We start from the raw sequence: 26,924 nt of genomic DNA, 5'->3' as shown, positions 1-26,924 counted from the left end.
GCATTGGAGAAGCTTAACAAAGGATGCTAACGTCATTTTAGCACAAACATCCTATCTTGTAAACTCACAGTCCCCCGCCCGCCTTTTACGGCAGGCAGGAGGCCTGTATGCTTACTTCTTCCAGAAGATGTAGTGATCCTGCACTGTAGCGGCGATCTCGTCCACCTGCCTGCGCTCGATCACGCTGAGCAGCTGGCGGTGCAGCTCTACGAACCGCTCGATCTCCTCTTCGCCCTTGGCCAGCACCTTGCGGGTGGTCTCCAGACGGCTGGGCAGCGTCAGCCGGGTGATATACTCGGTGATGGTGGCCAGCATAGGGTTCTGGGCCGCATTGGCGATCTGGGTGTGGAACCGGCTGTCCAGCTCCAGCACCTTGTCCACCGAAGGCTCCGGCGAGTGCATTTCGGCAGAAAGCTCGCCGAAGGTGCGGTACAGGTCCGGCAGAAAGGATGTGATATCATTGCGCTGAATGATAATATTCAGCGTACCGATATCGATGACGGAGCGCAGTTCCACAAATTCCTGCCAGCTGTTCTTCTGCAGGATGATGCTGTACAGCATCGGGTCCAGCATTTTCTGGTTGTAGTTTTCGCTCACAAAGGTGCCGTCGGCACGCTTGATGTACAGGATGCCGTAGGCCTGCAGCTTTTTCACAGCTTCCCGCACCGAGTTGCGGCCCGCGCCGAACTGCTTGCACAGTTCCATTTCGGTAGGCAGCTTGTCGCCCGGATGCAGGGTGCCGTCGATGATCTGGGAGATGATCCCATCCATGACCTGATCGACTACAGACTTTACCGCATTCTTCTGTTTTTCCGGATGTTCCATTGACATAGTTCCGCCTCCAAATCCGGTTTGGTGGATATTCGGGGTCGTTCAACGTGGAACGTTCTGGGGCAAAAAGCCTCCAAACATCACACGTTGAACTTCCACCACTATTTTACCATATCTGAAAAGCGGACGCAACGGTTACGCCATCAAATAGGTGGGCAGCAGGATCAGCTGAGGGAAGGCGACCATCAGGGCAATGCAGACGAAGGTGGCCGCAATAAACGGCACCAATGTGGGGAACACTTCACCAACAGTCGTATCCATCAGGTCGCAGGCAACGTAGATACACATGCCCACCGGGGGAGTGACCAGACCAATGCCGATGACCACGGTGATCAGAACGCTGAGCACGATGGGGTTGATGCCCACGCCCAGAGCAATGGGATACAGTATGGGCATGAACAGGGTCAGCGTTGCAATGGACTCCATGAACATGGTGACGATGAAGAAGATCAGCAGGATCATGATGAGGATGACGGTGGGGTTGGTGGAGAAGCCCAGCATGGTCTTGGCCACCCACTTGTCAAAGCCTGCGGTGGTCAGCATGACGGTGTACAGCTTTGCAGCGCCGATAACGATGAAGATACGGCCGCTGGTGCGGACGGTCTCTGCAAAGGCAAACTTGATGTCCTCCCACTTGAGTTCGCGGTAGATGATGCCGCCGGCAAACAGACCGTAAACAACAGCGATCACGCCTGCCTCGGTGGGGCTGACGATACCCATGGTAATGGTGCCCACGATGATGATAGGCATGAGCAGGGCGGGCCAGCTCTCCCACAGGCCGTGCAGCACAGGGCCGATGGTGAAGTGACCGGGCTCCTTGGGCACGCCTTCTTTCTTAGCGAGGAAGTAGCTGACGATCATCTGTGCCAGACCGCACAGGATGCCGGGGATGATGCCGCCGAGGAACAGCTTACCGGTGGAGATGCCGCAGATACCGGCAATGACCACCATGGGGATGGACGGAGGAATGATGATGCCGATGGTGGAGGAAATGGCGGTAACGGCAACGGTAAAGTTCTTGGAGTAGCCCTTGCGGATCATTTCCGGCATGAACATGCCGGAAACACCAGCGGTATCGGCAACAGCGGAACCGGAGATGCCCGCAAAGATCATGCTGGAAAGCACGTTCACGTGAGCCAGACCGCCGTAGATGTGGCCGACGATGGAGTAGCAGAAGTCCATCAGGCGCTTGGAAATACCGCCCTTGGACATGGTGAAGCCGGCAAAGGTATACAGAGGGATGGCCAGCAGTGCAAAGCTGTTCATGCCCTCAAACATGCGCTGGGCAATGGTGACGGTGCTGCCGCCGCCCAGGAACAGGATGCCGCCCATGGCGGACAGGCCCAGACTCATGGCGATGGGCACACCAAGGAACAGCAGAACGAAGAATGAGATCAGCAGCCATGCGATCATTTGGATTCGCCTCCTTCAGGTTTCGTGGTAAGCTCAACCACCAGATTGAGAACGGCGGACAGGATGCACAGCACACCGGCAATGGGGAAGATGGTGTACACCTGACCCATGGTGAACTGCGGCATGGTGGAAACGGCCTGCTTTGCGCGGGTGCACAGCTGGTAGCCGCCGTAGGTGACCATGACGTAGAACAGGATGATGAACACATCACGGATGATGACAACGATCTTTTTGCCCAGCGGAGTCTTACCGAGGATGGAATCCACCACCTCCACGCGGAGGTTGGTGCCCATGGCGTTGATGCCAATGCAGGCAATGAGCATGGACCAGACGTTCAGATACTGGCTGCTCTCCATGTACCACTTGAAGCCGCCGATGCCGGGGATCAGGCGCAGCACAACGTTTGCGAACAGAATTACCATCATAGCCGCGCACAGAATGGCGGAAATGAGGGTGGTGATCTTGTCCAGAGTGGTTTGCAGTTTTTTCACAGTACAAACTCCTTTCCAAGTGCGATTCAGATAAAATGCAAAGGGACGAAGGGCACGCCCCTCGTCCCTTTGCTTCGGTTTTATTTCAAGGTTTTCTGGTCAGTGATCTCAGCGGGCTTCTTTCCATGCCTTCAGCTGATCCAGCAGGTCGCCGTAGGTATCAGCGTTGTCGGTCAGGACTTTTTCGGTCGCAGCTGCAAACGGAGCCAGTTCCGGGCTGTTGATCTTCATGCCCTTCTCTTCCAGAGCGGAGACCAAGTCGTTGGTCTGCTGCTCGTTCAGCTCACGGTCGTAATCGGCAGATGCCTTTGCAGCGTCGGAAACGATCTGCTGCTGGTCAGCGCTCAGCTTGTTCCAGCTGCTCTCGGCAATGGTAAAGCACATGCCGGAGTAGATGTGGTTGGTGATGCTCAGGTACTCCTGAACCTCGAACAGGTTGTTGTTGTAGATAACGGGGATGGGGTTCTCCTGTGCATCGTAGGTCTTCTGCTGCAGAGCCTGATACAGCTCAGAGAAGCTCAGCGGCTGGGGGTTGGCACCCAGAGCGGTCATGGTAGCCATGATGACGGGGTTCTCGGGGGTGCGGATCAGCAGACCGTTCATGTCGGCAGGGCTGTTGATGGGGCCCTTGGAGTTGGTCACGCAGCGGAAGCCGTTGCAGTAGTGGGCCAGCACACGCATATTCTGGCTCAGCAGGCCTTCCTCAGCGGCAGCCTCGATGTCGCTGTCCATGAATGCCCATGCATCGTCGAAGGTCTCGAACTGGAACGGCAGTGCGGAAATGCCCATCTTTGCATCGTAGGTGGCAAAGTTGGAAGCGTCGGTGATGATGATATCCACCGTGCCGGAATCCAGAGCGATAGAGTTGATCAGGTCAGCATCGCCGCCCAGCTGGCCGGAGGGGTACAGCTGAACTTCCACAGCGCCGCCGGTCTTTTCGGCAACTTCTTCTGCAAACTGCTTTGCGCCCTTTGCACGGGGGTCTTCTTCGTTGGTGGAGAAGCCCAGCTTCAGGGTGACAGCCGAGCCGGAAGCGGCAGCGGAAGAACCGGTGGAAGCTGCAGTAGAGGCAGTGGAAGCAGCAGTGCTGGTGCCGGAGCCGCCGCAGGCAGCCAGACCCAGAGCAGCAGCGGAAATGCCAGCCACCTTCAGAAAGTCACGACGGGAAATCATCTTTTTCATAAGAATTCTCCTTCAAAAAAATATCTTCTCCTGAGCCGGTCTCGTGCTCCGGCTCTTGTTCCTTTTTTAAATGGTGCCTTTCTTTTCCAGCGCCTTTTTCAGCTCGGCTGCACCAAAGCGGGGGCTGCTGAGGACCACCTTGCCAAACTTATCGGCGATATACTGTTCGCAGTAGGCCATGCTGCCCTGTGCAAACACGATCACATCCACCTTGTCGGCAATGGTACCGGCCATCTCGGTCATGCGGGCCTTGAACTGGTCCTGATCCAGACCGAATGCACCGTCCACCAGACAGTCCACCAGCTCCACGTGTCTGTTGCACTCGCGGGCCATGCGCAGGATGGTGCCCTTGGTGGGTTCCAGCGTGGTGGGCAGGGTAGCCATCACGCCGATGCGCTGGCCCTTGCGGACAGCCTCGCGGCACATCTCCTCGTCCACGCGGACGATAGGCACACCAATGTACTTTGCCACGTCCTGTGCGCTGTCGGCAACTTCGCCCACGCTGCTGCACAGGTTCAGCATGGCATCCACGCCTTCCTCAGCAGCTTTCATGTACATGCCGATCAGGCGTGCTGCCGGTGCAGTGGTCACATAGCCTGCCGCGCGAACATCTGCCAGAATGCTGGGGTCCTGCAGGCTGTACAGCTCCACATCATCGCCCAGCTGCTTTTTGACCTCCTGCTCCACCAGTTCGATCAGTTCCGGGGTGGTGCTGGTATAGATCAGACCTACCTTCATAACGGAAAAGCCTCCTTTTGTTTTTCGTGTTCTCGTGCCGGACAAGCCCGCAGCAAAGGCTCTTTGCTACATCCTACCTTTAGTTCAATCTCAACAGCTTGTCCGTCTTTACATCCTACCATTAGATTACTCTTCGGTCCGCAAAAAGTAAATTGGCGAATAGCCGATATTTCGGGCCGGTTTTGGTCGTTCTGCACAAATGTGGGATGCAATCGGTGAAAAATCCACTTCTTTCTGGACATCATCCCATCTTGCGGCGTATAATACCCTTAAAGAAAAAGACAGGGAAGGAGCCACCGGAACATGAATCCGTTTCAAAGTGATAACATCTGGAAAAAGAAGGCCCGGCAGGGCAAGGCGCAGCAGCATCCGCTCACGCCGCAGCAGGAGTGGCAAAAGCAGGTGAGCAGCAGCAGCCTGTGGCTGGGCGGCGGCGTGGTGCTGCTGGCACTGTATCTGGCCGCTGTCCGCGCCGGCACCGTGGCGCTGGACGCAAGCGCCGTCGTGCTGATCGTGGTGGTGGGCTGCTTCTGCGTATACACTGCCGCATCCCTCGGCAGGCTGATGAAGAACAAGCCGGAGGAAAAGGCAGCAAAGAAGAAAAAGAAAGCCAAAAAAGAGTGATCGTTCATTTAAAATGGCTCCGCGTGCGCTGCGCCATAAACAGCGGAATTATTATTTTTGTATATTGCAAAGCCGGAATGACTGCGGTCATTCCGGCTTTGCTTTTTCACGGGAAGGGGTCGTAACAGGTAGTGGCATTTGCTTCGCAAACCGGTCTGCGGCTCAAAAGTCCCACTGGGGCTTTCATGCCCTGCGGGCACCGCCGTCCTTTCTGGTTCTCTTTTGGCGCGCAAAAGAGAACGTATCCGGCGGCAATGCATTTTATAAAAGCCATACAAACCTGCCCCACACGAATACCCACTGCACAAGAAGCAGCTTATCTTCGTGAAAAAGCAAAACAGCCAGACCCGCGGAACTTGTCGGGGCAAGGCCCCTCCATCTTGCTCCCGCAAGAACGTTCTGCCGCTTGAAAGCCCCACTGGGGCTTTCATTGCTGCGCAACCGCGGTCTGGCTGTTTTGCAATCATTAAAAATAATTTTTCCGCTGAATATGCCCAGAGCGAAGCGGAGGGCATTCTAAATCATCAGAGTGTCAGCCCAGCAAAATTTCCACCGCTTCCCGCAGGGTGGACACTTCGCCCACATTGCCCGGGAAGATGATGTACGGAGTGCCGGGGAACAGGCTTTCGGCACCGGTCTGCCATACCGGGATGCCCGGCCGGATCTGGCCCAGCACCTTGGCGCATTTCACGCGCAGGGCCTTCACGCCCACGTCGCTGCTGGTGATGCCGCCCTTTGCCACTACAAAAGCCGGGGAAGCGGTCAGCCTGCCCACGCAGCTCTGCAGTGCATCGCTGATGGCAACGCTGCGCACGAGGGCTGCTTCCGGGGTGTCGTCCGGCAGGGTGAGCACCACGCGCTTTGTGGACACGCAGCAGGTGATGCCCTTTGCGATCTGCTGTGAGCAGTGGGCCACGATGGCGGCTGCTTCCTTTTCCAGCTCGCCCGGCACCAGCACCTTGTCGCTGTCCATCTCAATAAACTCGATGCCCTGTACTTTTTTCAGTTCTTCCAGCTGGGCAGTGGTCTTTTTGGTGTGGCTGCCCACCACGATGATGCCGCCTGCCTTGCTTTCCTGCGTGACCATCTTTTCCCGGGTGAGCAGCGGCTGGTCGGAAATATTGCCGATGGCCTTGACCAGTGCGGCCGCACTGCGGATGGTGAAGTGACGGCCCTTTGCCATGGCGCGGTACAGTGCCACTGCAAACACCTTCACATCGCAGTCCGCCACTGCGTTGACGATCACATGGCCGTAATCGTGCACCGCCAGCAGCTGGGCCTCGATGCCGTCAAAGTCCATGGCGCGCAGGCTTTCCAGCGAGATGCAGATCACGTCTCCTGCACGGACTTTGCCGCCGGTTTTTTCCTCAATGTATTCGCACAGGTTGCTGGCGTGGTAGCCAAAGGTCTCGTCCTTGGCAAATTCGGTCTGGCCGCAGGGCACAAGCTCTGCGCCGTAGCGCACATAATGCACGTTGTCCAGTGTAAAGCGTCCGCCCTCGCGGAAGTAGGGGCACAGGATGTCGCCATCCATTTTGTAACCGTTCTCAGCCTCCGTCACCTCGCGCAACAGGTCGGTCTCCAGCGGGTAGTGGCCGCGCAGGGTGGAGTCGCCGCGGCTGATGATAAGGTAGTCCATGCCGAACTCGCGGGCCACCTTGGCGGTGTTCTCCGCGATCTCGCGGTGGGCCTTGGTGGTCTCGGCCACGGTAAAGCCGCGGCTGTTGGTCAGAATAAAGAAGAGCTTTTCCGGCGCAGCAAAGCCCTTGCGCAGGCTTTCTACCGTCCAATCTGTATAAACATAAATATCATGTACCGTCTGTACGCCAGTAGGGTCGTCGTCCAGCACAATGATCTTGCGGTTGCTGGCGGCAGCTTCGGCGGCAAGGGCGGCGTTCAGTTTTTCCTCATCCACCTGCGGAAAATTGGCCAGAACATCGGCACTACGGATCTGTTCCATCTGAAGCTCCTCCTTTATTCGTACAGCACCTGTGCGATCAGCACCAGCGGCTCGTCGCCCAGGCAGGCGATCTGGTGGGTGTCGCCGGGCATGGCGGCAATGATGTCGCCCTTCTCCAAGATCTGCTCCTCGCCGTTGATGATGTGGACAGCGCGGCCGGAGACGATGACCATGCTTTCCATCTCGTGCTCATGCGTGTGCCTGCCAATGGTCACGCCCGGTGCCAGCGTGTGGCGCACGTAGGCGCGGCCCTTGCCCAGCATTTCGGCAGGCGCATCCAGCAGGCGTTCCATCATCACGGTGCCCTCGCCGCCCATGCAATGGGGGATCGGAGTGGGTTTCATCTCAGAAGCTTTCTTATACAACATCCCATGTTCCACCTTTCAAGTCATCTGCAGCAGCATACGGCAGAGTGTTTTTAAACATCCTACCTTTCAAGTCAAGTCCATTATACATGAGCGCAAGCGGAATAGCAAGATTTTTTCCTGAAAAGCTGTTCAATTTTGTGCAATGCGTTTTGTGCAATCTGGCTGATATCCCGCCGTTCCTGCCCCGCAGGCATACAAAAAAGCTTCCCCGCCGCAGGCACGCAGCCCACGAAAAGGGAAGCTTTTGTCTGATTCAATTTCGGGTGCATCTGACGGAAGTAGTACACCGCAGCATAACACTCCGCTTTCCTTTTTTCGGATCCCGAAATAAATTGGAACTCTGCACATGTTCAAGCTGCAGTTTTTGTGTTTTTTTTCAGAGAATCCGTTTTTTGTTGCCGGAGCAGCGTTTCTTTTGTATAATGGCAGTGATGGAAGGCCGATGCCTTTTGCAGGTTTTTAATCACGACGTTTCAAAAGCGAGGTGTACTGATTATGGAATGGGCAAAATTGCTGTCAACTGAAAAGCTTTCTTCTGAACCTCCTGAGCCCGATTCGTTCAAGGAGTATCCCATCAATGCATTTGAAAAGGACTACAGCCGGATCGTTTCCAGCGCTGCATTCCGCAGGCTGCAGGATAAAACGCAGGTGTTTCCTCTGGATAAGAGCGATTTCATCCGAACCCGCCTGACGCACTCGATCGAAGTCTCCACGATCGCCCGGCAGCTTGGCATCATGATCTCCAAAAACACAACACCGTACAAGCCAACTGATATTGCTGTGCCGGAGGATGCCGAAGCCATCGCATCGGTCCTGCTCTGCGCCGGCCTTTTGCACGACCTCGGCAATCCGCCCTTCGGGCATTTCGGCGAGACCGTGATCGGTGACTGGTTCAAAGAGAACCTCGACCATGTAAAATACAAAGGACAGCCCCTTCGCAGCTGGTTATCCGCGCAGATGATCGCTGATCTGGAAAATTTTGAGGGCAATGCACAGGCGCTGCGGATCCTGCTGAAAGCAAAACACGGTTCCAGCCTCAATCTGTCCAAAGCGATCATCAGCACGCTGGTAAAATATCCCACCGACTCCTGCTCCGTTGATAAAGGCAGTGCGGATATCCGAAAGCACAAACTCGGCTTCTTCGCTGCAGAACAGGAGACTTTTGAGCAGATCTCGGAAGCGGTTGGGACCACCACTCCCGACAAAGGCATCGTGCGCCATCCGCTGACCTACCTGCTGGAAGCGGCCGACGACATTGCATACTCTACTGCCGATCTGGAAGATGCCTTTAAAAAGGGCCTGTTCACCCTTGACCAGTTCATTGAATATTACACAAATTCTTATGACCATTCAAAGATCGTTCCCCGCAGAAGCCCTGAGTACTTCTCCGATGAGCGGATCCAAGAACTTTCCAAGCAGCGCGGTGCAGACCACACCCCAGAAAACGACAGCGCTGCATTTAAAAAATGGCTCACCCAAACGCGTCAGTGGCTGATGTATGTAGCCATCTACCGTTTTTCCTGCAAATATAAAGAGATCATGGCCGGAACCTACTGCGGTGATCTGTTTGAAGGAACCAATCACGCCATCACCATTGACATTCTGAAAGGGGCCATGCGGAAATTCGCCTTCGATACGCCCGGCATCCTGAAACTGGAGCTGTCCGGACAGGTCATTCTCGATTTTCTGCTGGATCATTTTGTTCCCGCCGTGCTGTACTATGACTCTGCATACTGCACCGACGGGCAGGCACCTTCCAAGGCCGACAAAAAGCTTCTCGCCATTTTCTCCGGCAATTACAAGCAGGATTACCAAAACACCCGAACCGGCACGGAATCTTTTGACTTATACCTCCGGCTGCTGATGGTCACCGACTATATCAGCGGCATGACAGATTCCTATGCCCGCACGCTGTACCGCGAGCTTAGCGGTATTGAATAACGCTGCCCTGTTCAAATCCCACGTACCCGGTTCGTCTGCCGCTTATGGGCTACGGCATGATCGTTCAAAAACTGCTGATACATCACTCTGGAAGCCTCGCACAACTTCAAATCAGGTGCCAGCTTTTTTACGAAGACACTGCTTGCGAATGCGAACGCCTTTTGAATTGCAAAATGATTTTTCAGTTGCTATACTGGGCTTATCAAAGTTTTTCGGGAGGATGCTGCAATGACCGCACATACAATGCAAATCGGGAACAGACCTTGCCGCATTTACGGTGAAGCCCATGCAGAATACCTACTGCTCCAAATGACAGGCGAACATGAGCTGCAAAGCATGGAAAGCGAGATTGCCGCTATTGCACAGAGTGCGCACCACTTTCTGTTTGCGGCCATCCCGGTGGAAAGCTGGAACGATGCACTTTCCCCGTGGGAAGCCCCTGCCGTGTGGGGAAAGCAGGGTTTCAGTGGCAATGCTGCGGACACCCTGAGCTTCCTGACAGAACAGGTCATTCCAACGCTGAAGCAGCAGTTTCGTCTCCCGGAAGACGTCAAAATCATTCTGGGCGGCTACTCGCTGGCGGGATTGTTTGCTCTGTGGGCATCCACCCAGACTGATCTGTTCTATGGTATCGCTGCCGCCTCGCCCTCTGTTTGGTTTCCGGGCTGGATGGAGTTTGAACAGCGGCACCCGATGCAGGCACAGCGCGTTTATCTGAGCCTTGGCAACAAGGAAGAGCATACGAAAAACGCTGTCATGGCTGCGGTAGGTGATAACATCCGCACCCTGCACAGTCGGCTTGCAGAGCGTGGCGCAGACTGCACCCTTGAATGGAACAGCGGCGGGCATTTCAAAGACGCCGATTTGCGTACCGCGAAAGCCTTTCGGTGGGCGATGGAGGAACACGCATGACCATTTTGATCGATGCAGACGGCTGCCCGGTGGTCGATTTGACGTTGCAGATTGCAAAGCAATTCAGTGTTCCAGTCATCATCCTGTGCGACACCTCTCACCAAATCGAGCGGGAAGGTGCGCAGACGCTGGTGTTCGATAAAGGGGCAGACAGCGTAGATTTTGCTCTCGTCAATCGGGTAAAACCGGGGGATATTGTCGTAACACAGGACTACGGGCTGGCGAGTATGTGCCTTGCCAAGCGCGCACGAGTGCTGAATCAGAACGGGCTGGAGTACACCGCCGACAACATGGAAGCTCTCATGCTGCGGCGTTATGAAAACAAAAAACTCCTCCGTGCCGGAAAGCACCCCAAGGGGAGCCCAAAGCGGACGAAGGAGCAGGATGAAGCATTTGTCGCCACACTGACAAATATTTTAGCGAGCATCTGATTTTCTGAACGGAACACCGGCGAATTTTTTTCGCGTCACATTCTCTGTAAGTGAAGCCCGTCAGAACAAAGCACCTCTCCACTGCATGAAATCATTGAGATACCGCTGCTTTATCCTCTGGCCACGATCTTCTGAGCGCCGCATAGGAAATAAGGAAGTTTGCAAGCCAACCTGCCGGGACTGCAAGCCAAACAAAAGCAATGCCAAAACGCGGTGCACAAATCAAAGCAACAGACAAGCGGATTGCAAGGTTTACCATATTTGCAATAAGAAACGGCCGCATGATTCCAAGTCCGCGAAGAACGCCATCCGTCGCCATCTTGATGCCCATGAAGATGAAAAAGTAACCAAGCCATCTCATATAATCACCGGACACCTGATAGGCCAACGCGGTTCCGTCTTTTCCCAAGAACAACGAGGAAATCTGTGTGTGCAGTGTTTCAATGACCACGAAAGCAAGAACTGCAAAGCATAGATCCAACACCAGTGCAGCATGATACCCTTTTTTGATACGCTCAATTTTCTTTGCGCCAAAATTCTGGGATACAAACGGCGAAACTGCATTGCCGATGGATACGAAGATCAGCGAAAAAACATTTTCTACCCGCATCGTTGCCGCATACCCGGCAAGTGCCTGTGTGCCGAAGGGATTTACCACTGCCTGCACGATCATCATACCGATAGACACTGTGGACTGCTGCAAAACCGATGGTACCGCAATGCGAAGCATGGAATACAGCTCCTGCCGGTCGAACCTGCTAAAGGAGCTCTTGTATTGCCGCATCCGAGACAGAAAGATCAAAAACGAAAACACGGCAGAAATTCCTTGTGCGATCAAGGTCGCAAGGGCTGCACCAAACACCCCCAGACCAAGACCGGCCACCATCCAGAGATCCATAAAAATATTCAGGATAGATGAGAATATCAGCAGTCCCAACGGAATTTTGGATTCACCGATGGAAGTGAACATGGTGGAAAGAATGTTGTACATGAATAGAAACGGGAAACCCACAAAGTAGACACGCAGATACAATACTGCTTCTTCCAATATATCGGCAGGGGTCTGTAATCCGCTCATCATGAAATGGGAAAAGCAAAAGCCAAAGACACCAAGGACAACGCTTAAGATCAAAAAGCTGATCAGGGACGTTGACACAATGGTTTTCATTTTACCATAATTTTTTGCACCAAAATAGCGGCTTACAAGCACACCTGCGCCCACACCAGCACCAAGCGCCACACAAATAAAAACATTGGTCAGTGCAGCACAAGCACCAACAGCCGCAAGTGCCGAGGAGCCAACAAATTGACCAACTATTATGGAATCGGCCATATTGTATACTTGTTGAAAAAAGCTGCCAAGGATCATCGGCATCGCAAAAACAGTCAGCGCTTTAAGGGGTGGATCTGTGATCAAATATTCATCTTTCGACATGATTATATTCCTTCCAAAAATCGTTTATCGCAAATTTTATCGCAAGTTAAGAAATTCGTGCAACATTCAAACGGCATCTTTGCGATATGCAATTCACCGCTTTTGCATTAAAAAGTTAAATTGCTATAGTATTGGAATCTATCCAATATAAGTATATTCCCCCCTGTCTCAAAATGCAATCTGCGACTTCTGGCGGAGATGGTGGATATTCTCCCGCGGGCTAAGCAACAGCCCACAGGGCTGGTTGCTTGCGGCCTGCGGGCCGCCGCCCTGTTCTCATCCGCACCATCTAGCCGCAAAAAAGGCACCAGCCTGAGCTGATGCCTTTTGTTGGCGGAGATGGTGGATATTCTCCCGCGGGCTAAGCAACAGCCCGCAGGGCTGGTTGCTTGCGGTCTGCGGGCCGCCGCCCTGTTCTCATCCGCACCATCTAGCCGCAAAAAAGGCACCAGCCTGAGCTGATGCCTTTTGTTGGCGGAGATGGTGGGATTCGAACCCACGTGCCCGATTAAGGACAAAACGATTTCGAGTTAGAGTCGCTATCCGGACTTTGAAGGAAAACGGCGGAAACTCACGGACAATGCGAGAGCTTGCAAACCCTTGAAAAATCAGCATTTTTCCGCCCTTGAAGGTTGAAAATCCCGAAAGCCCAGACAGAGCAAGGAGTTCGAAAGAAATCCGGTTTTGGGGAGAAAAAAGCCCGTTGGGGAGAAGATGGGGAGAATTCGGGGAGAAATCACAGTCCAATGCAGATGATACCTACCGATACCGAACATCAAAATCAAGGTGGTTATCCGCATGACTGAAAGCATGAAATATTACGAATCCATCCGTCGCAAATACCCTGAGACGGTCTCGAAGGATCAGTTCTACCAAATCGCCCATATCAGCAAAGCAACCGCTCTGCACCTTCTGCAAAACGGTTTAGTCCCGTGCAAGGATACGGGCAAGAAAACCCGCCGGTACACAATCCGCACCGACGATATAATCTTCTATTTGATTGACCGGGAGCTTCACCCGGAAGTCTATCGCGCACCGGATCGCTGGTATCAGGAACGGTCTGGTCATTACAATTCGCGTGTCACCTATCGGAATGAACTGACGAGGCTGTCCGAAGAGGAACGAGCCAGCTTCCGAAAATACATGGAAGACGAGTTTTGTCAGTACGGTGATCTGCTGACCATCGTTGAAGTGGCTGAGGCAATCGGCTACTGCGATACTTCGCTTTATCGCTGGTGCAACGCCAAGAAGCTCAAATCATTCAATATCTCCGGAAAGTTCCTTATACCAAAGATCAGCCTCGTAGATTTCCTCGTTTCTCAGTACAGCTTCGACATTACACGAAAAACTTGGAAGCACACGCTGCTCATCAAAAGTTTTCTTGATAGACTTGATACAACAGAATAATTCGTATAGCAAAGCCCCGTTATTGCACTGCGCATAGCAGAACAATAACGGGGCTTATTTTTTGTCAAATTGGAGGTCAAGGCAATGAACACAAGAGATTCTGCCAAGGCATTTGACGCCTTGATGCAGGAAACGCCGTATTCCCATTTCGATAGCGGCTGCGAGGGCATTATACCGGAATGCCGAACTTGCCGCTTTCATCGCCCCTTCTGGAAATATCAGTCCTGCGTGTTTGCAGAGTGTCCCTACTGCTGCAATCCCGTTTCTACCCTCAAAAATCAAAGTGGCACATCTGATGCCGGAAAGGAAGTCAATCATGGATAACAAAATCGAAGTCTTCAAGAATGAACAGTTTGGAGAAATCCGAACAGCCCTGATCGAAAACGAGCCGTGGTTTGTGGCGGTAGACGTGTGCAGGGCCTTGGAGATCGGCAATTCCTCTCAAGCCATTTCACGGCTGGATGCAGATGAGAAGCTTATTACCCTCATTTCAAATGAGGGTAATAAGCGAGGCAATCCCAACATGACGGTGGTGAACGAACCCGGACTTTACACGCTTATTCTGAGCAGCCGCAAGCCCGAAGCCAAAGCCTTCAAACGCTGGATCACGCATGATGTCATCCCCATGATCCGCAAGACCGGCTGCTATATGACGGACTCTGTGCTGGAACGTATCCGCAAGGATCCGACGTTTACCTATACACTGGCAAAGGCAATGCTCCGGGAAAAAGACCGTGCTGATGCGCTTGAAGCGGAACTGAATGCCACAAAACCAAAGGCTGATTACTACGACGCCTTCATCAATCCGGATGACTGCACCAATATCCGCACCACGGCGAAGGAGCTGAAAATCCCTGAGCGCAAGTTTGTCAAGTTCCTGCTTAACGAAGGCTATCTGTTCCGCTCTCCATCCGGTCAGCTTCTTCCCTACAACAAGAAGAGCAACGAAGGACTTTTCATCGTCCGGGATTTTGTGACCTTCCGCTACACCGGCTCTCAGACCTACTTTACACCGAAAGGCAAGGATGTTATCCGCATCCGGTACTTTGGTATCTGCGGCGTTGAAGTGTCTGCGAAAATGGCAGGGTGATTATGTGTCCGTCTATCGCGTCAATAAAACCCGTGACTTCACGGTCATGGGCAATACACATCTAAGGGATAAGAACCTGTCCCTCAAGGCAGTCGGTCTTCTTTCAAAAATGCTGTCGTTCAATGATGGCTGGCAATTCTCCACCCGTGGGCTGGCTGCTATTTGCAAGGAAGGTCCCGACGCCATTCTCTCGGCACTCAAAGAGCTTGAGAAAAACGGCTATCTTGTTCGTCACAGAGGAAGAGACAGCAAGGGTAGGCTTGTCACCACGGAATTTGACATTTACGAGTCTCCACAAGCAGGTTTGCCACACAGGGAAAAACCACATAAGGAAAATCCCGATGTGGATAGTCCAGATGTGGAGAATCCCCATTGGGATAATCCCGCACAAATAAATACTATCCAAGTAACTAACCAAGGAAGAAATACTCTCTCAAAGAACTATCAATCCATCAATCTTGATGGGATGGACAGGATGGATGAGCGAAGCGAGTATGAAGAGATTATCAAAGAGAATCTTGATTACGACATTCTCTGTCAGGATCCGAAGTTCGATAAAGACCGCTTCCGGGAGATCATGGACATCATGCTGGATGCCGTCTGTTCCACTGCGCCGACCATCCGCATCAACGGTGAGGATATGCCGCAGCAAGTGGTCAAGTCCCGCTTTCTCAAGCTGAATAGCAGCCACATTGAGTACGTTCTGGAAGCAATGAACAAGAATCCGTCAGACATCCGTAATATCCGGGCATACCTTTTAACCGCTCTGTATAATGCCTCTCTGACGATAGACAATTATTACTCTGCGCTTGTCAACCATGATTTCTACGGGCAGGACAGAACGGCAGGGTCAAAGAAGTCCAAGACCTACGATTATAGCCTCTGTGAAGACACTCTTTAATGAATACTGTCGTGAGCATTGCTCGGAAAGGAGGACAGTGTAAATGAAAATCATCTATCGCTGGATTGTGCCGCCTTAGCTTCGGCAGCAGTCCCCATAATCATTCCATGGAAGGAGGTAAACGCCGCAATGCAGGATGAAGTCAACACCAAAGTTGTTGCAATCATGATCAAGGGCGGCAAAATCTCAGCCGAGGTGCTGAAAAAGGCGCTGGACAAGTTCGTTCAGGAGATCGAGAAGGCGCAGAAGCAGATGCAGCAGCCCAAAACCTATCGCGGCAAGCAGTCCATCAAGCATCTGATGAGCCAGAACGCCGCCATCTCCAACATCGAAGTGACGGATGGCAACATCAAGTCCTTTGAGCGAACTGCCAGCAAATACGGTCTGGACTTTGCGCTCAAGAAGGACGTTTCCGTTGAGCCGCCCAACTATCTTGTCTTCTTCAAGGGGCGGGACGTTGATGTAATGACCGCCGCCTTCAAGGAGTTCTCTGCCAAGACTGTCAAGCAGAAGGAACAGCCGTCCATTCGGCACAAGCTGGATCAGGAGAAAGCTCAGAGCAAGGCGCAGCACAAAGAGAAAGTCAAGGTCAAGACCAAGGATCGGGGTGTGGAGCTGTGAACAAACCCGATGTGAAGAGGCTCATTCTTCTAAACCTTCCGTATGTCTTCGCCTTCTACTTTGCGGATAAAATCGCCGCTGTATTCCGCCTTGCTCCCGGCACAGCATTCATCGACAAGCTGACAAACGGCTTTGCTGTATTCGGCACTGCCTTTGCAAATCCGCTGCCCAGCTTTCATCCCGTCGATCTGCTCATCGGTCTGATTGCCGGTGCGTTGCTCAAGCTGGCGGTCTACGTCAAAGGCAAGAACCGCAAGAAGTTCCGGCAGGGCGAAGAATACGGATCTGCACGATGGGGTAAGCCGGAGGACATCAAGCCGTACATGGACCCGGAGTTCTCGAACAACGTCATTCTGACGCAGACGGAGTTCCTGACCATGAACAGCCGTCCAAAGCAGCCGAAATACGCCCGCAACAAGAACATCCTTGTCATCGGCGGTTCCGGCTCAGGCAAGACGCGCTTTTTTGTAAAACCAAATCTGATGCAGATGCACAGTTCATACGTTGTCACCGACCCGAAGGGTACGGTGCTGGTAGAGTGCGGCAAGATGCTCGAAAAGGGCGGCTATGTCATCAAGTCGCTGAACACCATCAATTTCCGGAAATCCATGCACTACAACCCTATCAGCTACATCCGCAGCGAGAAGGACATCCTCAAGCTGGTCAATACGATCATCGTCAACACGAAGGGAGATGGCGATAAATCCGGCGAAGATTTTTGGGTGAAGGCGGAAAAGCTGTACTATACAGCCCTCATCGGTTACATCTGGTACGAGGCACCCGACCACGAGAAAAACTTTACTACCCTGCTCGAAATGATCAATGCCTCGGAAGCCAGAGAGGACGATGAGACCTTCAAGAACCCCGTGGATGTCATGTTCGATGAGCTGGAAGCCCGCGACCCTGACCACTTTGCGGTCAAGCAATACCGCAAATACAAGCTGGCGGCGGGAAAAACTGCGAAGTCGATCCTGATTTCCTGCGGTGCAAGGCTTGCGCCCTTCGACATCGCAGAGCTGCGGGAGCTGATGAGCTACGATGAGATGGAGCTGGACACCATCGGAGACCGGAAGACGGCACTGTTCGTCATCATTTCCGATACTGATGACACCTTCAATTTCGTCGTGGCGATCATGTATTCTCAGCTCTTCAACCTTTTGTGCGACAAAGCAGATGACGTTTACAACGGACGGCTTCCCGTCCATGTGCGGTGTCTGCTGGACGAGTTTGCGAACATCGGTCAAATCCCGAAGTTTGATAAGCTCATCGCCACCATCCGAAGCCGGGAAATCTCGGCGTCAATCATCTTGCAGTCCCAGTCTCAGCTCAAGACCATCTACAAGGATGCGGCGGACACCATCACGGGCAACTGTGACTGCACACTTTTCCTCGGCGGCAAGGAGAAATCCACGCTCAAGGAAATCAGCGAGGTGCTGGGCAAGGAGACAATCGACCTTTACAACACCTCAGAAACCCGTTCCAGCAACAACTCCTACGGCTTGAATTACCAGAAAACCGGCAAGGAACTGATGTCTCAAGATGAGATCGCCGTCATGGACGGAGCCAAGTGTATTTTGCAGCTTCGAGGCGTGAGACCTTTTCTCAGTAACAAATACGACATTACGAAGCATCCAAAGTACCGGCAGCTCTCCGACTACGACAAGCGGAACGCCTTTGACATCGAGAAGTACCGGCAGCACAAGCTGGTAGTCAAGCCCGATGACACATTCGACCTCTATGATATGGGCGAGGCCGAAGCGGATTAAAGCCCCGTCGCTGCACTGCGCAGTGGGTAAAGCCTGATGGCTCCCAAAGCAGAACAGCGACGGGGCTTCTTTTTTTATGCCCATTTTCAAAAATACACAACCAATCTTTTTCAAATCAAGGAGGAAAATATATGGCTTTCATCAATCAGGCTGTCACGGTTCTTCAGACGCTCGTTATCGCCCTCGGCGCCGGTCTCGCGGTGTGGGGTGTTATCAACCTCATGGAAGGCTACGGCAACGACAATCCGGCGGCTAAAAGCCAGGGCATCAAGCAGCTCATGGCTGGCGGCGGTGTGGTGCTGATCGGCTCGACCCTCATCCCCCTGCTCTCCGGTTTGTTCGGCTAATCCACGGCAAGCCCAGCTTAACCGAAGGGTGGTGAAATATTGGGCAGCATTTTAGAAAAGATCGAACAGGCTCTCAAGGATATGCTGATCGGATGGATCGAGAGCAACCTGACCAATATGTTCACCGATGTCAACGAGAAGGTAGGAACGATTGCCGCCGAGGTCGGGCAAACTCCGTCCGGCTGGAACGGCGGCGTGTACCAGATGATCCGGGGACTATCCGAAAATGTGATAGTCCCCATCGCTGGTATCATCATCACCTTTGTTTTGTGCTACGAGCTGATTTCCATGATCACCGAGAAAAACAACCTTCATGACATGGACACATGGATGTTCTTCAAGTGGTTTTTCAAGGCGGCTGTGGCGATCTATCTCGTGACACACACGTTTGACATCGTGATGGCAGTATTCGACATCGGGCAGAACGTGGTTTCCGGTGCAGCCGGTGTCATTCACGGCAACACCAGTATTGATATTGATTCGACGATTGCGCAGATGCGTACCGGCATGGAGAACATGGGCGTCGGAGAACTGCTCGGACTGTCGATAGAAACGCTTCTGATCAGCCTGTGCCTCAAAATTATGGCGATCCTCATTACAGTCATTCTCTACGGGCGCATGATTGAGATTTACTGCACCGTGAGCATTGCGCCTATTCCCATCGCAACCATGAGCAACCGCGAATGGGGCAGCATCGGCACGAACTATCTAAAGGGTCTGTTCGCTCTGGCATTTCAGGGATTTCTCATCATGGTCTGCGTCGGCATCTATGCGGTGCTGATCAACGGCATGATTATCGCAGACAACATTCATTCGGCTCTGTTCTCTGTGGCAGCGTACACGGTTATTCTGTGCTTCTCGCTGTTCAAGACCGGAAGCCTCGCAAAATCCATTTTCCATGCGCACTAAGGAGGTCGGCAGCATGAAGAAGTACAGCATCATCTACGCCGATCCCCCTTGGGCGTATCGGACTTACTCCAAGAAGGGACAGGGACGGTCGGCGGAAAGCCACTATCCGACGATGCGCATTGAGGACATCAAGGCACTTCCGGTTGGTGAGCTTGCCGCCAAGGACTGCGCTCTGTTCCTCTGGATCACGTTCCCGTGCCTCTGTGAAGCACTCGAAGTGCTGACGGCATGGGGCTTTTCTTATAAGACTGTGGCTTTTGTATGGGTGAAGCAAAACCGCAAGAACGATGACCTCTTCACCGGCATGGGGTATTGGACAAGGGCAAACGCGGAAATCTGCATCCTTGCCACAAAGGGGCACCCGAAGCGAGTTGACGCCGGTGTGCGTCAGGTCATCCTCAGCCACATCGAAGAGCATTCCAAAAAGCCGGATGAAGCGCGGGAGCGCATTGTTCGGCTCATGGGAGACCTTCCCCGCGTGGAGCTTTTTGCCCGTCAGTCCCCCGAAGGCTGGGACGTTTGGGGCAATGAGGTCGAATGCACGGCTCATCTTCCTATGGAGGAAACACCATGCTGCGGCTAAGACCCATCTCTCTTCGAGACGCCAACGAGTATGTCCGGCAGCATCACCGACATCACAAGCCGGTTGCCGGTCACAAGTTTTCCATCGGCTGTGAAGCAGACGGTGAGCTGGTCGGTGTAATCATCGCCGGGCGTCCCGTCAGCCGGTATCTGGATGACGGCTTCACATTGGAGGTTACAAGGCTATGCACCAATGGAGAAAAGAACGCTTGCAGCTTTCTCTACGGTGCGGCGGCAAGAGCTGCTGCGGCTATGGGCTATAAGCGCATCATCACCTACACGCTGGAAAGCGAAAACGGTGCAAGCCTTCGGGCTTCCGGCTGGATTTGTCAAGGCAAAGCGGGTGGGCTTCGCTGGACGGGCAAGCGTCAGCCGAAGGAGGATCAATATCCCGCACAAATGAAGCTGCGCTACGAGAAGCAGCTTAGAAAGGAGGAAACAGTCAATGGCATTTGTTCCGGTCCCGAAGGATCTTAACCGCGTCAAAACGAAGGTCATGTTCAACCTGACCAAGCGGCAGCTCGTTTGTTTTTCCATCGCTGCGGCGGTCGGCGTTCCGATCTTCTTTCTGGCGAAGGCACATCTCGACTTGTCTACGGCGGCAATGCTGATGGTGGTGATCATGCTCCCGTTCATCTTCTTCGCGCTTTACGAGAAGGACGGTCAGCCCGCCGAAAAGTATCTGTACCACATCGTACAGTCCATGTTCATCCGGGACAAGGTGCGTCCCTATCGCACAAACAATCTCTACGCTGAAATTCAGCAGAAAATCAAAGAACAGGAGGAATTGCAGCTTGAACAACAGCACAGCAAAGGCAAAGCCTAAGAAGGCCGTCAAGAACGGCGTCGTTTACGGCGATGCCCTTTCCGCTCAGGAAAAGAAGCGGATCGTCATGCAGAAGAAAAAGGACAGGAAGGCAAAGAAAGTCCGCAAGTCCGCCCAGCAGACCATTCCCTATGTGGAGATGTGCCGCGACGGTATCTGCAAGGTAAACAGCCGCCTCTACACGAAGTCCATCGCCTTTGAGGACATCAACTACCAGCTTGCGCAGAACGAGGACAAAACTGCCATCTTTGAGAACTGGTGCGACTTTCTGAACTACTTCGACAGCTCGATTTTCGTCCAGCTCTCCTTCATCAATCAGAAGGCAAGCCTCAATGAGTTCCGCAAGCGCATCAACATTCCGGCACAGGAGGATGCCTTCAACGACATCCGCTCCGAGTATTCCGGTATGCTGCAAAGCCAGCTCACCAAAGGCAACAACGGATTGGTCAAGAGGAAGTACATCACCTTCGGCATTGAGGCGGACTCCCTCCGCACGGCAAAGCCGAAGCTCGAACGTATTGAAACCGACATTCTCAATAACTTCAAAACCCTCGGTGTGAGAACCGAGCCGCTGTCCGGCTACGAACGGCTGAAAGTGCTTCATGACGTATTCAACATGGACACCAATGAGCTGTTCCGCTTTTCCTTTGACATGGTTGCCCGGACAGGACTCAGCACGAAGGACTTCATCGCTCCCACTTCCTTTGACTTCCGTGAAGGCAAGTGCTTCAAGATGGGCAGAACCATCGGCGCGGCGAGCTTCCTGCAAATCCTCGCGCCGGAACTTAATGACCGTATGCTTGCCGACTTCCTTGAGATGGACAGCAACATTACGGTCAATTTTCATATCCGGACGATTGACCAGGCGAAGGCAATCAAGAGCATCAAGTCGAAGATCACCGACCTCGACAAAATGAAGATCGAGGAACAGAAAAAAGCAGTCCGCTCCGGCTACGATATGGACATCATCCCGTCCGATCTCGCCACCTTCGGCGGTGAGGCAAAGCGTCTGTTGCAGGATCTCCAGACCCGCAATGAGAGACTGTTCCTTGTGACTATCCTCATCATGAATACGGCAACCAATCGCCAGAAGCTCGAAAACGCGGTATTCCAAACCGCCGCCATTGCCCAAAAGTATAACTGTGCGCTCAAGCGTCTTGACTTCCAGCAGGAGGAAGGGCTGATGTCCTCTCTGCCTATCGGCGTCAATCAGGTGGAGATCGAACGTGGGCTGACCACTTCCAGCACGGCGGTTTTCGTGCCGTTCACCACGCAGGAGCTTTTTCAGGGCGGCGAAGCTCTCTACTACGGGCTGAACGCGCTGTCCAACAACATGATCATGGTTGACCGCAAGCAGCTCAAAAACCCCAACGGGCTGATCTTGGGTACGCCCGGTTCCGGTAAGTCCTTCTCCGCCAAGCGCGAAATGACGAACGCCTTCCTCATCACGGAGGATGACATCATCGTCTGTGACCCCGAAGCCGAGTATTCCCCCCTCGTGCAGAAGCTCGGCGGTCAGGTCATCCGCATCTCGCCGGTCAGCACGGATTACATCAATCCGCTGGACATCAACACGAACTACTCCGAAGAGGAAAACCCGCTGACGCTGAAATCCGACTTCATCCTCTCTATGTGTGAGCTGATTGTCGGCGGCAAGGACGGCTTGCAGCCGGTTGAGAAGACCATCATTGACCGCAGCGTCCGCATGGTCTATCAGGAGTTTCTTGCAGACCCCATGCCGGAGAAAATGCCGATCCTTGAAGACCTCTACAACATTCTGAGAAATCAGAAGGAGCCGGAGGCACAGCGCATCGCAACCGCCCTTGAAATCTATGTTCACGGCTCTCTGAACGTCTTCAATCACAGAACGAATGTGGATGTCAACAACCGCTTTGTCTGCTATGACATCAAAGAGCTGGGCAAGCAGCTCAAAAAGCTCGGAATGCTCATCGTGCAGGATCAGGTGTGGAACAGAGTCACCATCAACCGCGCCCAGCACAAGGCAACTCGCTACTACATGGACGAGTTCCACCTTTTGCTGAAAGAGGAACAGACCGCCGCGTACAGCGTGGAAATCTGGAAGCGTTTCAGAAAGTGGGGCGGCATCCCCACCGGCATCACCCAGAACGTCAAGGATCTGCTTGCGTCCCGCGAGGTGGAGAATATCTTTGAAAACTCGGATTTTGTCTACCTTCTGAATCAGGCGTCCGGCGACCGGCAGATTCTCTCGAAGGCGCTGAACATCTCGCCCAGCCAGCAGAACTACATCACCAACTCCAACGCCGGTGAGGGGCTGATCTTCTACGGCTCGACCATCGTTCCCTTCAAGGACGATTTCCCCAAGGACACCCAGCTCTACCGCATCATGACCACCCGTTTAGAAGAAACCGAACTGAACTAATAGGAGGATTTTTGAATATGAACAACAAGATGATTACCATTCCCTACGCGGACGCTATCGAATACGGAGAGAACACCTCTGCACTGTTTAAGGCTCTGTGGGAGCTGACCGATCTGATCCGACTGGAAAGCGACCTCAAGAAGCATCATCGCGCCTACCTCCATGTGAGGGAGGACATCGACGAAAAGGTCAAGGAGGCGCGTCAGATTATGACCAAGGTATCTGTGGGTATGATCGGTTTCTACCTCAAGCATGATGTTCCCGAGTGCAGTAACAGCAACGAGGAAACCCCTTTCGCAGATGCGATGGATGACGAAACCGTTACGATCCCCAAGGGCAAGTATGAGCTGATGATCGACGATCTGCTCACGATGTCCGAAATCATTCAGTGCGTTGCGGATATGCGCACGCAGGATGTGAAGGCAATCCGCGAGTTCGGCAAGTTCGTTCCCGCCTTCGCTGCCTTTGAGAAGAACCGCCTGAGCCTCTATCGTGAGGCGGCGAAGGAAGCCGAGGAAATCTTTGACCGTTGGGCGGACGAGATTGACGATCTCGACGAGGACTACGAGCCGGACGAGTTCTTCTCTGACTGAGCCGTCCGGCTCTCAAAGGAAGGAGCTGATACCCATAGAGTTTGACACCATTCATACCGGCGATTGCCTTGAAATCCTGAAAACTCTGCCCGATGACAGCGTTCATTGCTGTGTGACGTCCCCTCCGTATTACGCGCTCCGTGATTACGGTATGGAGGCTCAGATCGGCAGAGAGACAACGCCGAAGGAATACATCTCGCGCCTGACGGAAGTGTTTACCGAAGTCAGGCGCGTTTTGCATCCGGATGGAACGCTCTGGCTGAACATTTCGGATACCTACGCCGGAAAGGGCAATCAGGGAGATTTCATTGACCCGAAGAACCCCAACGGCAGAAACGGTCAGGCTGTGGCTCTCAACAACAAGGTTGAGGGCTGCAAGCCGAAGGACATGATCGGTATTCCGTGGATGCTGGCGTTTGCCCTCCGCGATACCGGCTGGTATCTGCGCAACGACATCATCTGGATGAAGGATAACCCCATGCCGGAGAGCGTGAAAGACCGCTGCGCCCGCTGCTACGAGCATATTTTCCTGTTCTCCAAGTCCAAGAAGTATTTCTTTGACTACAAGGCAATCTCCGAGCCGATTGCCCCTGCAACGGCGGAACGGCTCAAGCGCGGCATGAAGGGCGGCAAAAAATACGGCAAGCCCGTTCCCGGTCAGCCTCAGCCGCAGTCCATCAACCGCCCCCGTGAGCATGGCGAGATCAAGGATTGTGACATCAATCCGCTTCGCAACAAACGCGATGTCTGGAAGATCAACACCGTTCCCTTCAAGGGCGGTCACTACGCCGCCTACCCTCCGAAACTGGTTGAAACCTGTCTGCTTGCCGGTTGTCCCGAAGGCGGCATTGTGCTTGATCCCTTCATGGGGAGCGGCACAACCGGCATGGTTGCCGCGCAGATGGGGCGTCATTTCGTCGGCATCGAGCTGAATCCGGCGTACACCGAGCTTGCCTACAAGCGGATCGGAGGTGAAATCTGATGCCCAAGGAACCGGAACTCAAAGCCCGTGACAAGGTAGTCGTGCGGATGACACGGGAGGGCGCGGTCGAGGAAAACCTGACGGCTGGCACCGAGCAGCGTGTGTCAAAGCGGCTGGAAGATGCAGAGCTGGTGAAGCCCGCTGAGACAGCCGTGCCTTCCGAAGCTCTTTCACCGGAGGAACAGAAAAAGGTGCAGATGCGCCGTCAGCAGCGTCAGTTTCAGGCGGAACACGCCGAGGGTAACGACACACAGCCGCCCTCGGAAACGTCCGTCACAGAAGAGAAAAGGGCAGAAAATCCACCCCAGAATGTATCTGAACCGCTGCCTTCGGAAACGCCGTTCAAGCCTCCAACTTTAGAGCAGCACGGCGTTTCTTCTCATACCGGCACGGTGATTGCCGAAACGGTTGTCACGCACAAGCTGCGCAAGACCTCTGCGGTTGAAGCCGTTGACGCGGATGCCATTCTCACTCAAGCGGCGGAAACCGCCTCTGCAAAGCCGCTCTCGGACGATGCCGTCCCGCCCACGAAGCGGATGCAGAAGCTCGAAAGAAAATCTGAGAAGGCACATGATCGGCTGGATGCTGCCCGTGAGAAACTGCCCACGCACAAGGTTCTCAAGAAAGAGCGTGTCTTTGATGAGGAAACCGGCACGGGCAAAACCCGCCTTCATTTTGAAGATGAGCTGAAAAAGCCGAAGGGCAAGGGCAAACTGCAATTTGAGGCGGACAAAACCGTCCGCAAGGTCGGTGACACCCTCACTTCCGGCATTCACGGCAAAATCCATGAGGTCGAGCAGGAAAACTCGGCTGTCGAGGCGGCGCACAAAACAGAGATTGTCGCCGAGACCGCCGCAAGGCATTTCAGTCATCACAGAGAAAAAAGCGTCAACAAGCCCTATGAGAAGGTCTCCAAGCTGGAACATAAGGCGGATGCTGCTGATGCAAAGCTCCAATATGAGAGAAATCAGCAGGAGCATCCTGAGATGAAGAAGCAGAACATGAACAAGCACTACCAGAAGCAGAACATCAAGAAGGAATATGCCGCTGCACGGAATGCCGGGTCTCAGACCGCCGGGACTGCCACAAAGAATACCGGCAAGAAGCTCGGTGAGAAGGCGTCCGACAAGATCAAGGAGTTTTTTGAGAAAAACAAGAAGGTCTTCATCTGGGTCGGAGTCGGAATTGCCCTTCTCGTTTTGCTCGCTGCCGGAATCAGCTCGTGTTCGATGCTCACCTCTACCGGCTCGTCGGTTATCGCTTCCTCTTATCTCAGCGAGGATGACGCGATGCTCGGCGCGGAGGCGCAGTATTGCCGGATGGAGCAAGAGCTGCAACGCTATCTCGACACCTACGAAAGCACTCACAACTATGATGAATACCACTTCGATCTGGATGACATTGAGCATGACCCCTATGTGCTGATCTCCATTCTATCAGCTCTCCATGAGGGCGAGTTCACGCTGGATGAGGTGCAGGGAACGCTCCAAATGCTGTTTGAAAAGCAGTACATCCTCACCGAAGAGGTCATCGTCGAAACGAGATACCGCACGGAGACCGACACTTGGACGGACGCGGACGGCAACACGCACACGGAAACCTACCGCGTCCCGTATGACTACTACATCTGCAACGTGAAGCTCGAAAACTTCAATCTCTCCCATGTCCCGGTCTACATCATGTCTCAGGAACAGCTTTCCATGTATGCGACGTATATGTCGGTGCTGGGCAACCGCGAGGATCTGTTCGGTGACTCTCCCTATGTGGACAAGTACATCACAAATCCGCCCGCTGACTACGATGTCAACCCGGAATACCTGAACGACGAGAAGTTTGCAGCGCTGATTACCGAGGCGGAAAAGTATCTCGGCTATCCGTATGGTGCAACTTGTTCCCAACTGAAAAGGTTGGGCACTTGTCCAATGATTGGAGGTGAAAAGAAAGACAGGTGAACTGGTAATTCGATTGGTGGAATGATGGAGTAACGCCCTGAAACGCCAGCCTAATACTCCGACTGGCTTAAAGCGGAAACGCTATGGGTCAGAAGCTCGGTGAAGTCGGCCGAGAGTGACCGTAAGAATTGCTGGATAACAACCAGCCACACGAAAGCCGCCCAGAGGTGGGCGGTGTCACCTATAGGCCGGGGCTCTATAAAATACCTATGGTTAGAATG

The 26,924-nt window shown here is 53.4% G+C and carries 27 protein-coding genes; 19 read left to right on the top strand and 8 right to left on the bottom strand.

What is annotated here, in order from left to right; translation table 11 throughout:
• Positions 1-111 precede the first annotated feature (111 nt).
• The 5 genes from ACGHP1_RS00650 to ACGHP1_RS00630 all read right to left on the bottom strand — a co-directional run bounded on the left by ACGHP1_RS00650 (position 112) and on the right by ACGHP1_RS00630 (position 4,655).
• Entirely contained in the window at positions 112-831 is a 720-nt protein-coding gene (locus tag ACGHP1_RS00650; protein ID WP_097774528.1) for a FadR/GntR family transcriptional regulator, read from the bottom strand.
• 135 nt (positions 832-966) lie between these two features.
• Positions 967-2,244 (bottom strand): TRAP transporter large permease, encoded by a 1,278-nt coding sequence (locus tag ACGHP1_RS00645; RefSeq protein ID WP_120080466.1) that lies wholly within the window; start codon positions 2,242-2,244, stop codon positions 967-969.
• The gene (locus ACGHP1_RS00640) at positions 2,241-2,735 is read right to left on the bottom strand and encodes a TRAP transporter small permease (RefSeq protein ID WP_120080468.1); all 495 of its coding nucleotides are present in this window, start codon (positions 2,733-2,735) and stop codon (positions 2,241-2,243) included. Before ACGHP1_RS00640 ends, ACGHP1_RS00645 begins: the two co-directional genes overlap by 4 nt.
• Positions 2,736-2,843: 108 nt before the next feature.
• A complete protein-coding gene (locus tag ACGHP1_RS00635; RefSeq protein WP_097774525.1) occupies positions 2,844-3,917 on the bottom strand; it encodes a TRAP transporter substrate-binding protein in 1,074 nt (357 codons plus the stop codon).
• A gap of 66 nt (positions 3,918-3,983) precedes the next feature.
• Complete coding sequence (locus ACGHP1_RS00630) at positions 3,984-4,655, bottom strand: aspartate/glutamate racemase family protein (RefSeq protein WP_097774524.1); 672 nt, start codon at positions 4,653-4,655, stop codon at positions 3,984-3,986.
• A gap of 303 nt (positions 4,656-4,958) precedes the next feature.
• On the opposite strand from ACGHP1_RS00630, the gene ACGHP1_RS00625 reads away from it, so the two are divergent.
• Complete coding sequence (locus ACGHP1_RS00625) at positions 4,959-5,279, top strand: hypothetical protein (RefSeq protein ID WP_223388376.1); 321 nt, start codon at positions 4,959-4,961, stop codon at positions 5,277-5,279.
• Positions 5,280-5,811: 532 nt separating this feature from the next.
• On the opposite strand, the gene ACGHP1_RS00620 is transcribed toward ACGHP1_RS00625, so the two are convergent.
• Complete coding sequence (locus ACGHP1_RS00620) at positions 5,812-7,239, bottom strand: four-carbon acid sugar kinase family protein (RefSeq protein WP_390507203.1); 1,428 nt, start codon at positions 7,237-7,239, stop codon at positions 5,812-5,814.
• A 14-nt stretch (positions 7,240-7,253) separates the two neighbouring features.
• Positions 7,254-7,583 carry a cupin domain-containing protein gene (locus tag ACGHP1_RS00615; RefSeq protein ID WP_242960039.1) on the bottom strand — a complete coding sequence of 110 codons (330 nt, stop codon included), beginning with the start codon at positions 7,581-7,583 and terminating at the stop codon, positions 7,254-7,256.
• Between the two features lie 519 nt (positions 7,584-8,102).
• On the opposite strand from ACGHP1_RS00615, the gene ACGHP1_RS00610 reads away from it, so the two are divergent.
• From ACGHP1_RS00610 to ACGHP1_RS00600, 3 genes are all read left to right on the top strand, one after another.
• Positions 8,103-9,548 carry a deoxyguanosinetriphosphate triphosphohydrolase gene (locus tag ACGHP1_RS00610; RefSeq protein WP_390507201.1) on the top strand — a complete coding sequence of 482 codons (1,446 nt, stop codon included), beginning with the start codon at positions 8,103-8,105 and terminating at the stop codon, positions 9,546-9,548.
• A gap of 243 nt (positions 9,549-9,791) precedes the next feature.
• Complete coding sequence (locus ACGHP1_RS00605) at positions 9,792-10,460, top strand: alpha/beta hydrolase (protein ID WP_390509801.1); 669 nt, start codon at positions 9,792-9,794, stop codon at positions 10,458-10,460.
• Positions 10,457-10,891 carry a DUF188 domain-containing protein gene (locus tag ACGHP1_RS00600; protein ID WP_390507199.1) on the top strand — a complete coding sequence of 145 codons (435 nt, stop codon included), beginning with the start codon at positions 10,457-10,459 and terminating at the stop codon, positions 10,889-10,891. Before ACGHP1_RS00605 ends, ACGHP1_RS00600 begins: the two co-directional genes overlap by 4 nt.
• Before the next feature lie 91 nt (positions 10,892-10,982).
• Here ACGHP1_RS00600 and ACGHP1_RS00595 read toward each other — a convergent pair whose 3' ends face one another.
• Positions 10,983-12,326: an MATE family efflux transporter gene (locus ACGHP1_RS00595; protein ID WP_097774519.1), complete on the bottom strand. Its 1,344-nt coding sequence runs from the start codon at positions 12,324-12,326 to the stop codon at positions 10,983-10,985.
• A gap of 798 nt (positions 12,327-13,124) precedes the next feature.
• On the opposite strand from ACGHP1_RS00595, the gene ACGHP1_RS00590 reads away from it, so the two are divergent.
• The 15 genes from ACGHP1_RS00590 (at position 13,125) to ACGHP1_RS00520 (ending at position 26,703) form a co-directional block, all read left to right on the top strand.
• Positions 13,125-13,733 carry a helix-turn-helix domain-containing protein gene (locus ACGHP1_RS00590; RefSeq protein ID WP_390507197.1) on the top strand — a complete coding sequence of 203 codons (609 nt, stop codon included), beginning with the start codon at positions 13,125-13,127 and terminating at the stop codon, positions 13,731-13,733.
• 84 nt (positions 13,734-13,817) lie between these two features.
• A complete protein-coding gene (locus ACGHP1_RS00585; RefSeq protein WP_390507195.1) occupies positions 13,818-14,057 on the top strand; it encodes a hypothetical protein in 240 nt (79 codons plus the stop codon).
• Positions 14,050-14,823 (top strand): BRO family protein, encoded by a 774-nt coding sequence (locus tag ACGHP1_RS00580; RefSeq protein ID WP_390507193.1) that lies wholly within the window; start codon positions 14,050-14,052, stop codon positions 14,821-14,823. Before ACGHP1_RS00585 ends, ACGHP1_RS00580 begins: the two co-directional genes overlap by 8 nt.
• A gap of 46 nt (positions 14,824-14,869) precedes the next feature.
• Positions 14,870-15,724 carry a DUF6017 domain-containing protein gene (locus ACGHP1_RS00575; protein WP_390509800.1) on the top strand — a complete coding sequence of 285 codons (855 nt, stop codon included), beginning with the start codon at positions 14,870-14,872 and terminating at the stop codon, positions 15,722-15,724.
• Positions 15,725-15,853: 129 nt separating this feature from the next.
• A complete protein-coding gene (locus ACGHP1_RS00570; RefSeq protein WP_390507191.1) occupies positions 15,854-16,345 on the top strand; it encodes a PcfB family protein in 492 nt (163 codons plus the stop codon).
• On the top strand, positions 16,342-18,111 hold the full coding sequence (locus tag ACGHP1_RS00565) for a VirD4-like conjugal transfer protein, CD1115 family (RefSeq protein ID WP_390507189.1): 1,770 nt from the start codon (positions 16,342-16,344) through the stop codon (positions 18,109-18,111). Before ACGHP1_RS00570 ends, ACGHP1_RS00565 begins: the two co-directional genes overlap by 4 nt.
• Positions 18,112-18,242: 131 nt before the next feature.
• Complete coding sequence (locus ACGHP1_RS00560; protein WP_390507187.1) at positions 18,243-18,458, top strand: Maff2 family mobile element protein; 216 nt, start codon at positions 18,243-18,245, stop codon at positions 18,456-18,458.
• 39 nt (positions 18,459-18,497) lie between these two features.
• The gene (locus ACGHP1_RS00555; protein WP_007046101.1) at positions 18,498-19,367 is read left to right on the top strand and encodes a VirB6/TrbL-like conjugal transfer protein, CD1112 family; all 870 of its coding nucleotides are present in this window, start codon (positions 18,498-18,500) and stop codon (positions 19,365-19,367) included.
• Positions 19,368-19,380: 13 nt separating this feature from the next.
• Complete coding sequence (locus ACGHP1_RS00550; protein WP_390507185.1) at positions 19,381-19,950, top strand: MT-A70 family methyltransferase; 570 nt, start codon at positions 19,381-19,383, stop codon at positions 19,948-19,950.
• A complete protein-coding gene (locus tag ACGHP1_RS00545) occupies positions 19,938-20,426 on the top strand; it encodes an XF1762 family protein (RefSeq protein WP_008396842.1) in 489 nt (162 codons plus the stop codon). The genes ACGHP1_RS00550 and ACGHP1_RS00545 overlap by 13 nt, the downstream gene beginning before the upstream one ends.
• Positions 20,395-20,775 (top strand): PrgI family protein, encoded by a 381-nt coding sequence (locus ACGHP1_RS00540; RefSeq protein ID WP_113999279.1) that lies wholly within the window; start codon positions 20,395-20,397, stop codon positions 20,773-20,775. Before ACGHP1_RS00545 ends, ACGHP1_RS00540 begins: the two co-directional genes overlap by 32 nt.
• Positions 20,776-20,842: 67 nt before the next feature.
• Positions 20,843-23,176 carry a VirB4-like conjugal transfer ATPase, CD1110 family gene (locus ACGHP1_RS00535; RefSeq protein WP_390509799.1) on the top strand — a complete coding sequence of 778 codons (2,334 nt, stop codon included), beginning with the start codon at positions 20,843-20,845 and terminating at the stop codon, positions 23,174-23,176.
• 17 nt (positions 23,177-23,193) lie between these two features.
• Positions 23,194-23,769 (top strand): nitrogen fixation protein, encoded by a 576-nt coding sequence (locus tag ACGHP1_RS00530; protein WP_390507182.1) that lies wholly within the window; start codon positions 23,194-23,196, stop codon positions 23,767-23,769.
• A gap of 28 nt (positions 23,770-23,797) precedes the next feature.
• Entirely contained in the window at positions 23,798-24,751 is a 954-nt protein-coding gene (locus tag ACGHP1_RS00525) for a DNA-methyltransferase (protein ID WP_390509798.1), read from the top strand.
• Positions 24,751-26,703, top strand: a complete 1,953-nt coding sequence (locus ACGHP1_RS00520) for a CD1108 family mobile element protein (RefSeq protein WP_390507180.1) — start codon at positions 24,751-24,753, stop codon at positions 26,701-26,703. Before ACGHP1_RS00525 ends, ACGHP1_RS00520 begins: the two co-directional genes overlap by 1 nt.
• Positions 26,704-26,924: the final 221 nt, after the last annotated feature.

This window comes from Faecalibacterium sp. i21-0019-B1 (assembly GCF_042852915.1).
GTDB classification, from domain to species: Bacteria; Bacillota; Clostridia; order Oscillospirales; family Ruminococcaceae; genus Faecalibacterium; species Faecalibacterium taiwanense.
This window is presented reverse-complemented; position numbering and strand designations above follow the sequence as displayed.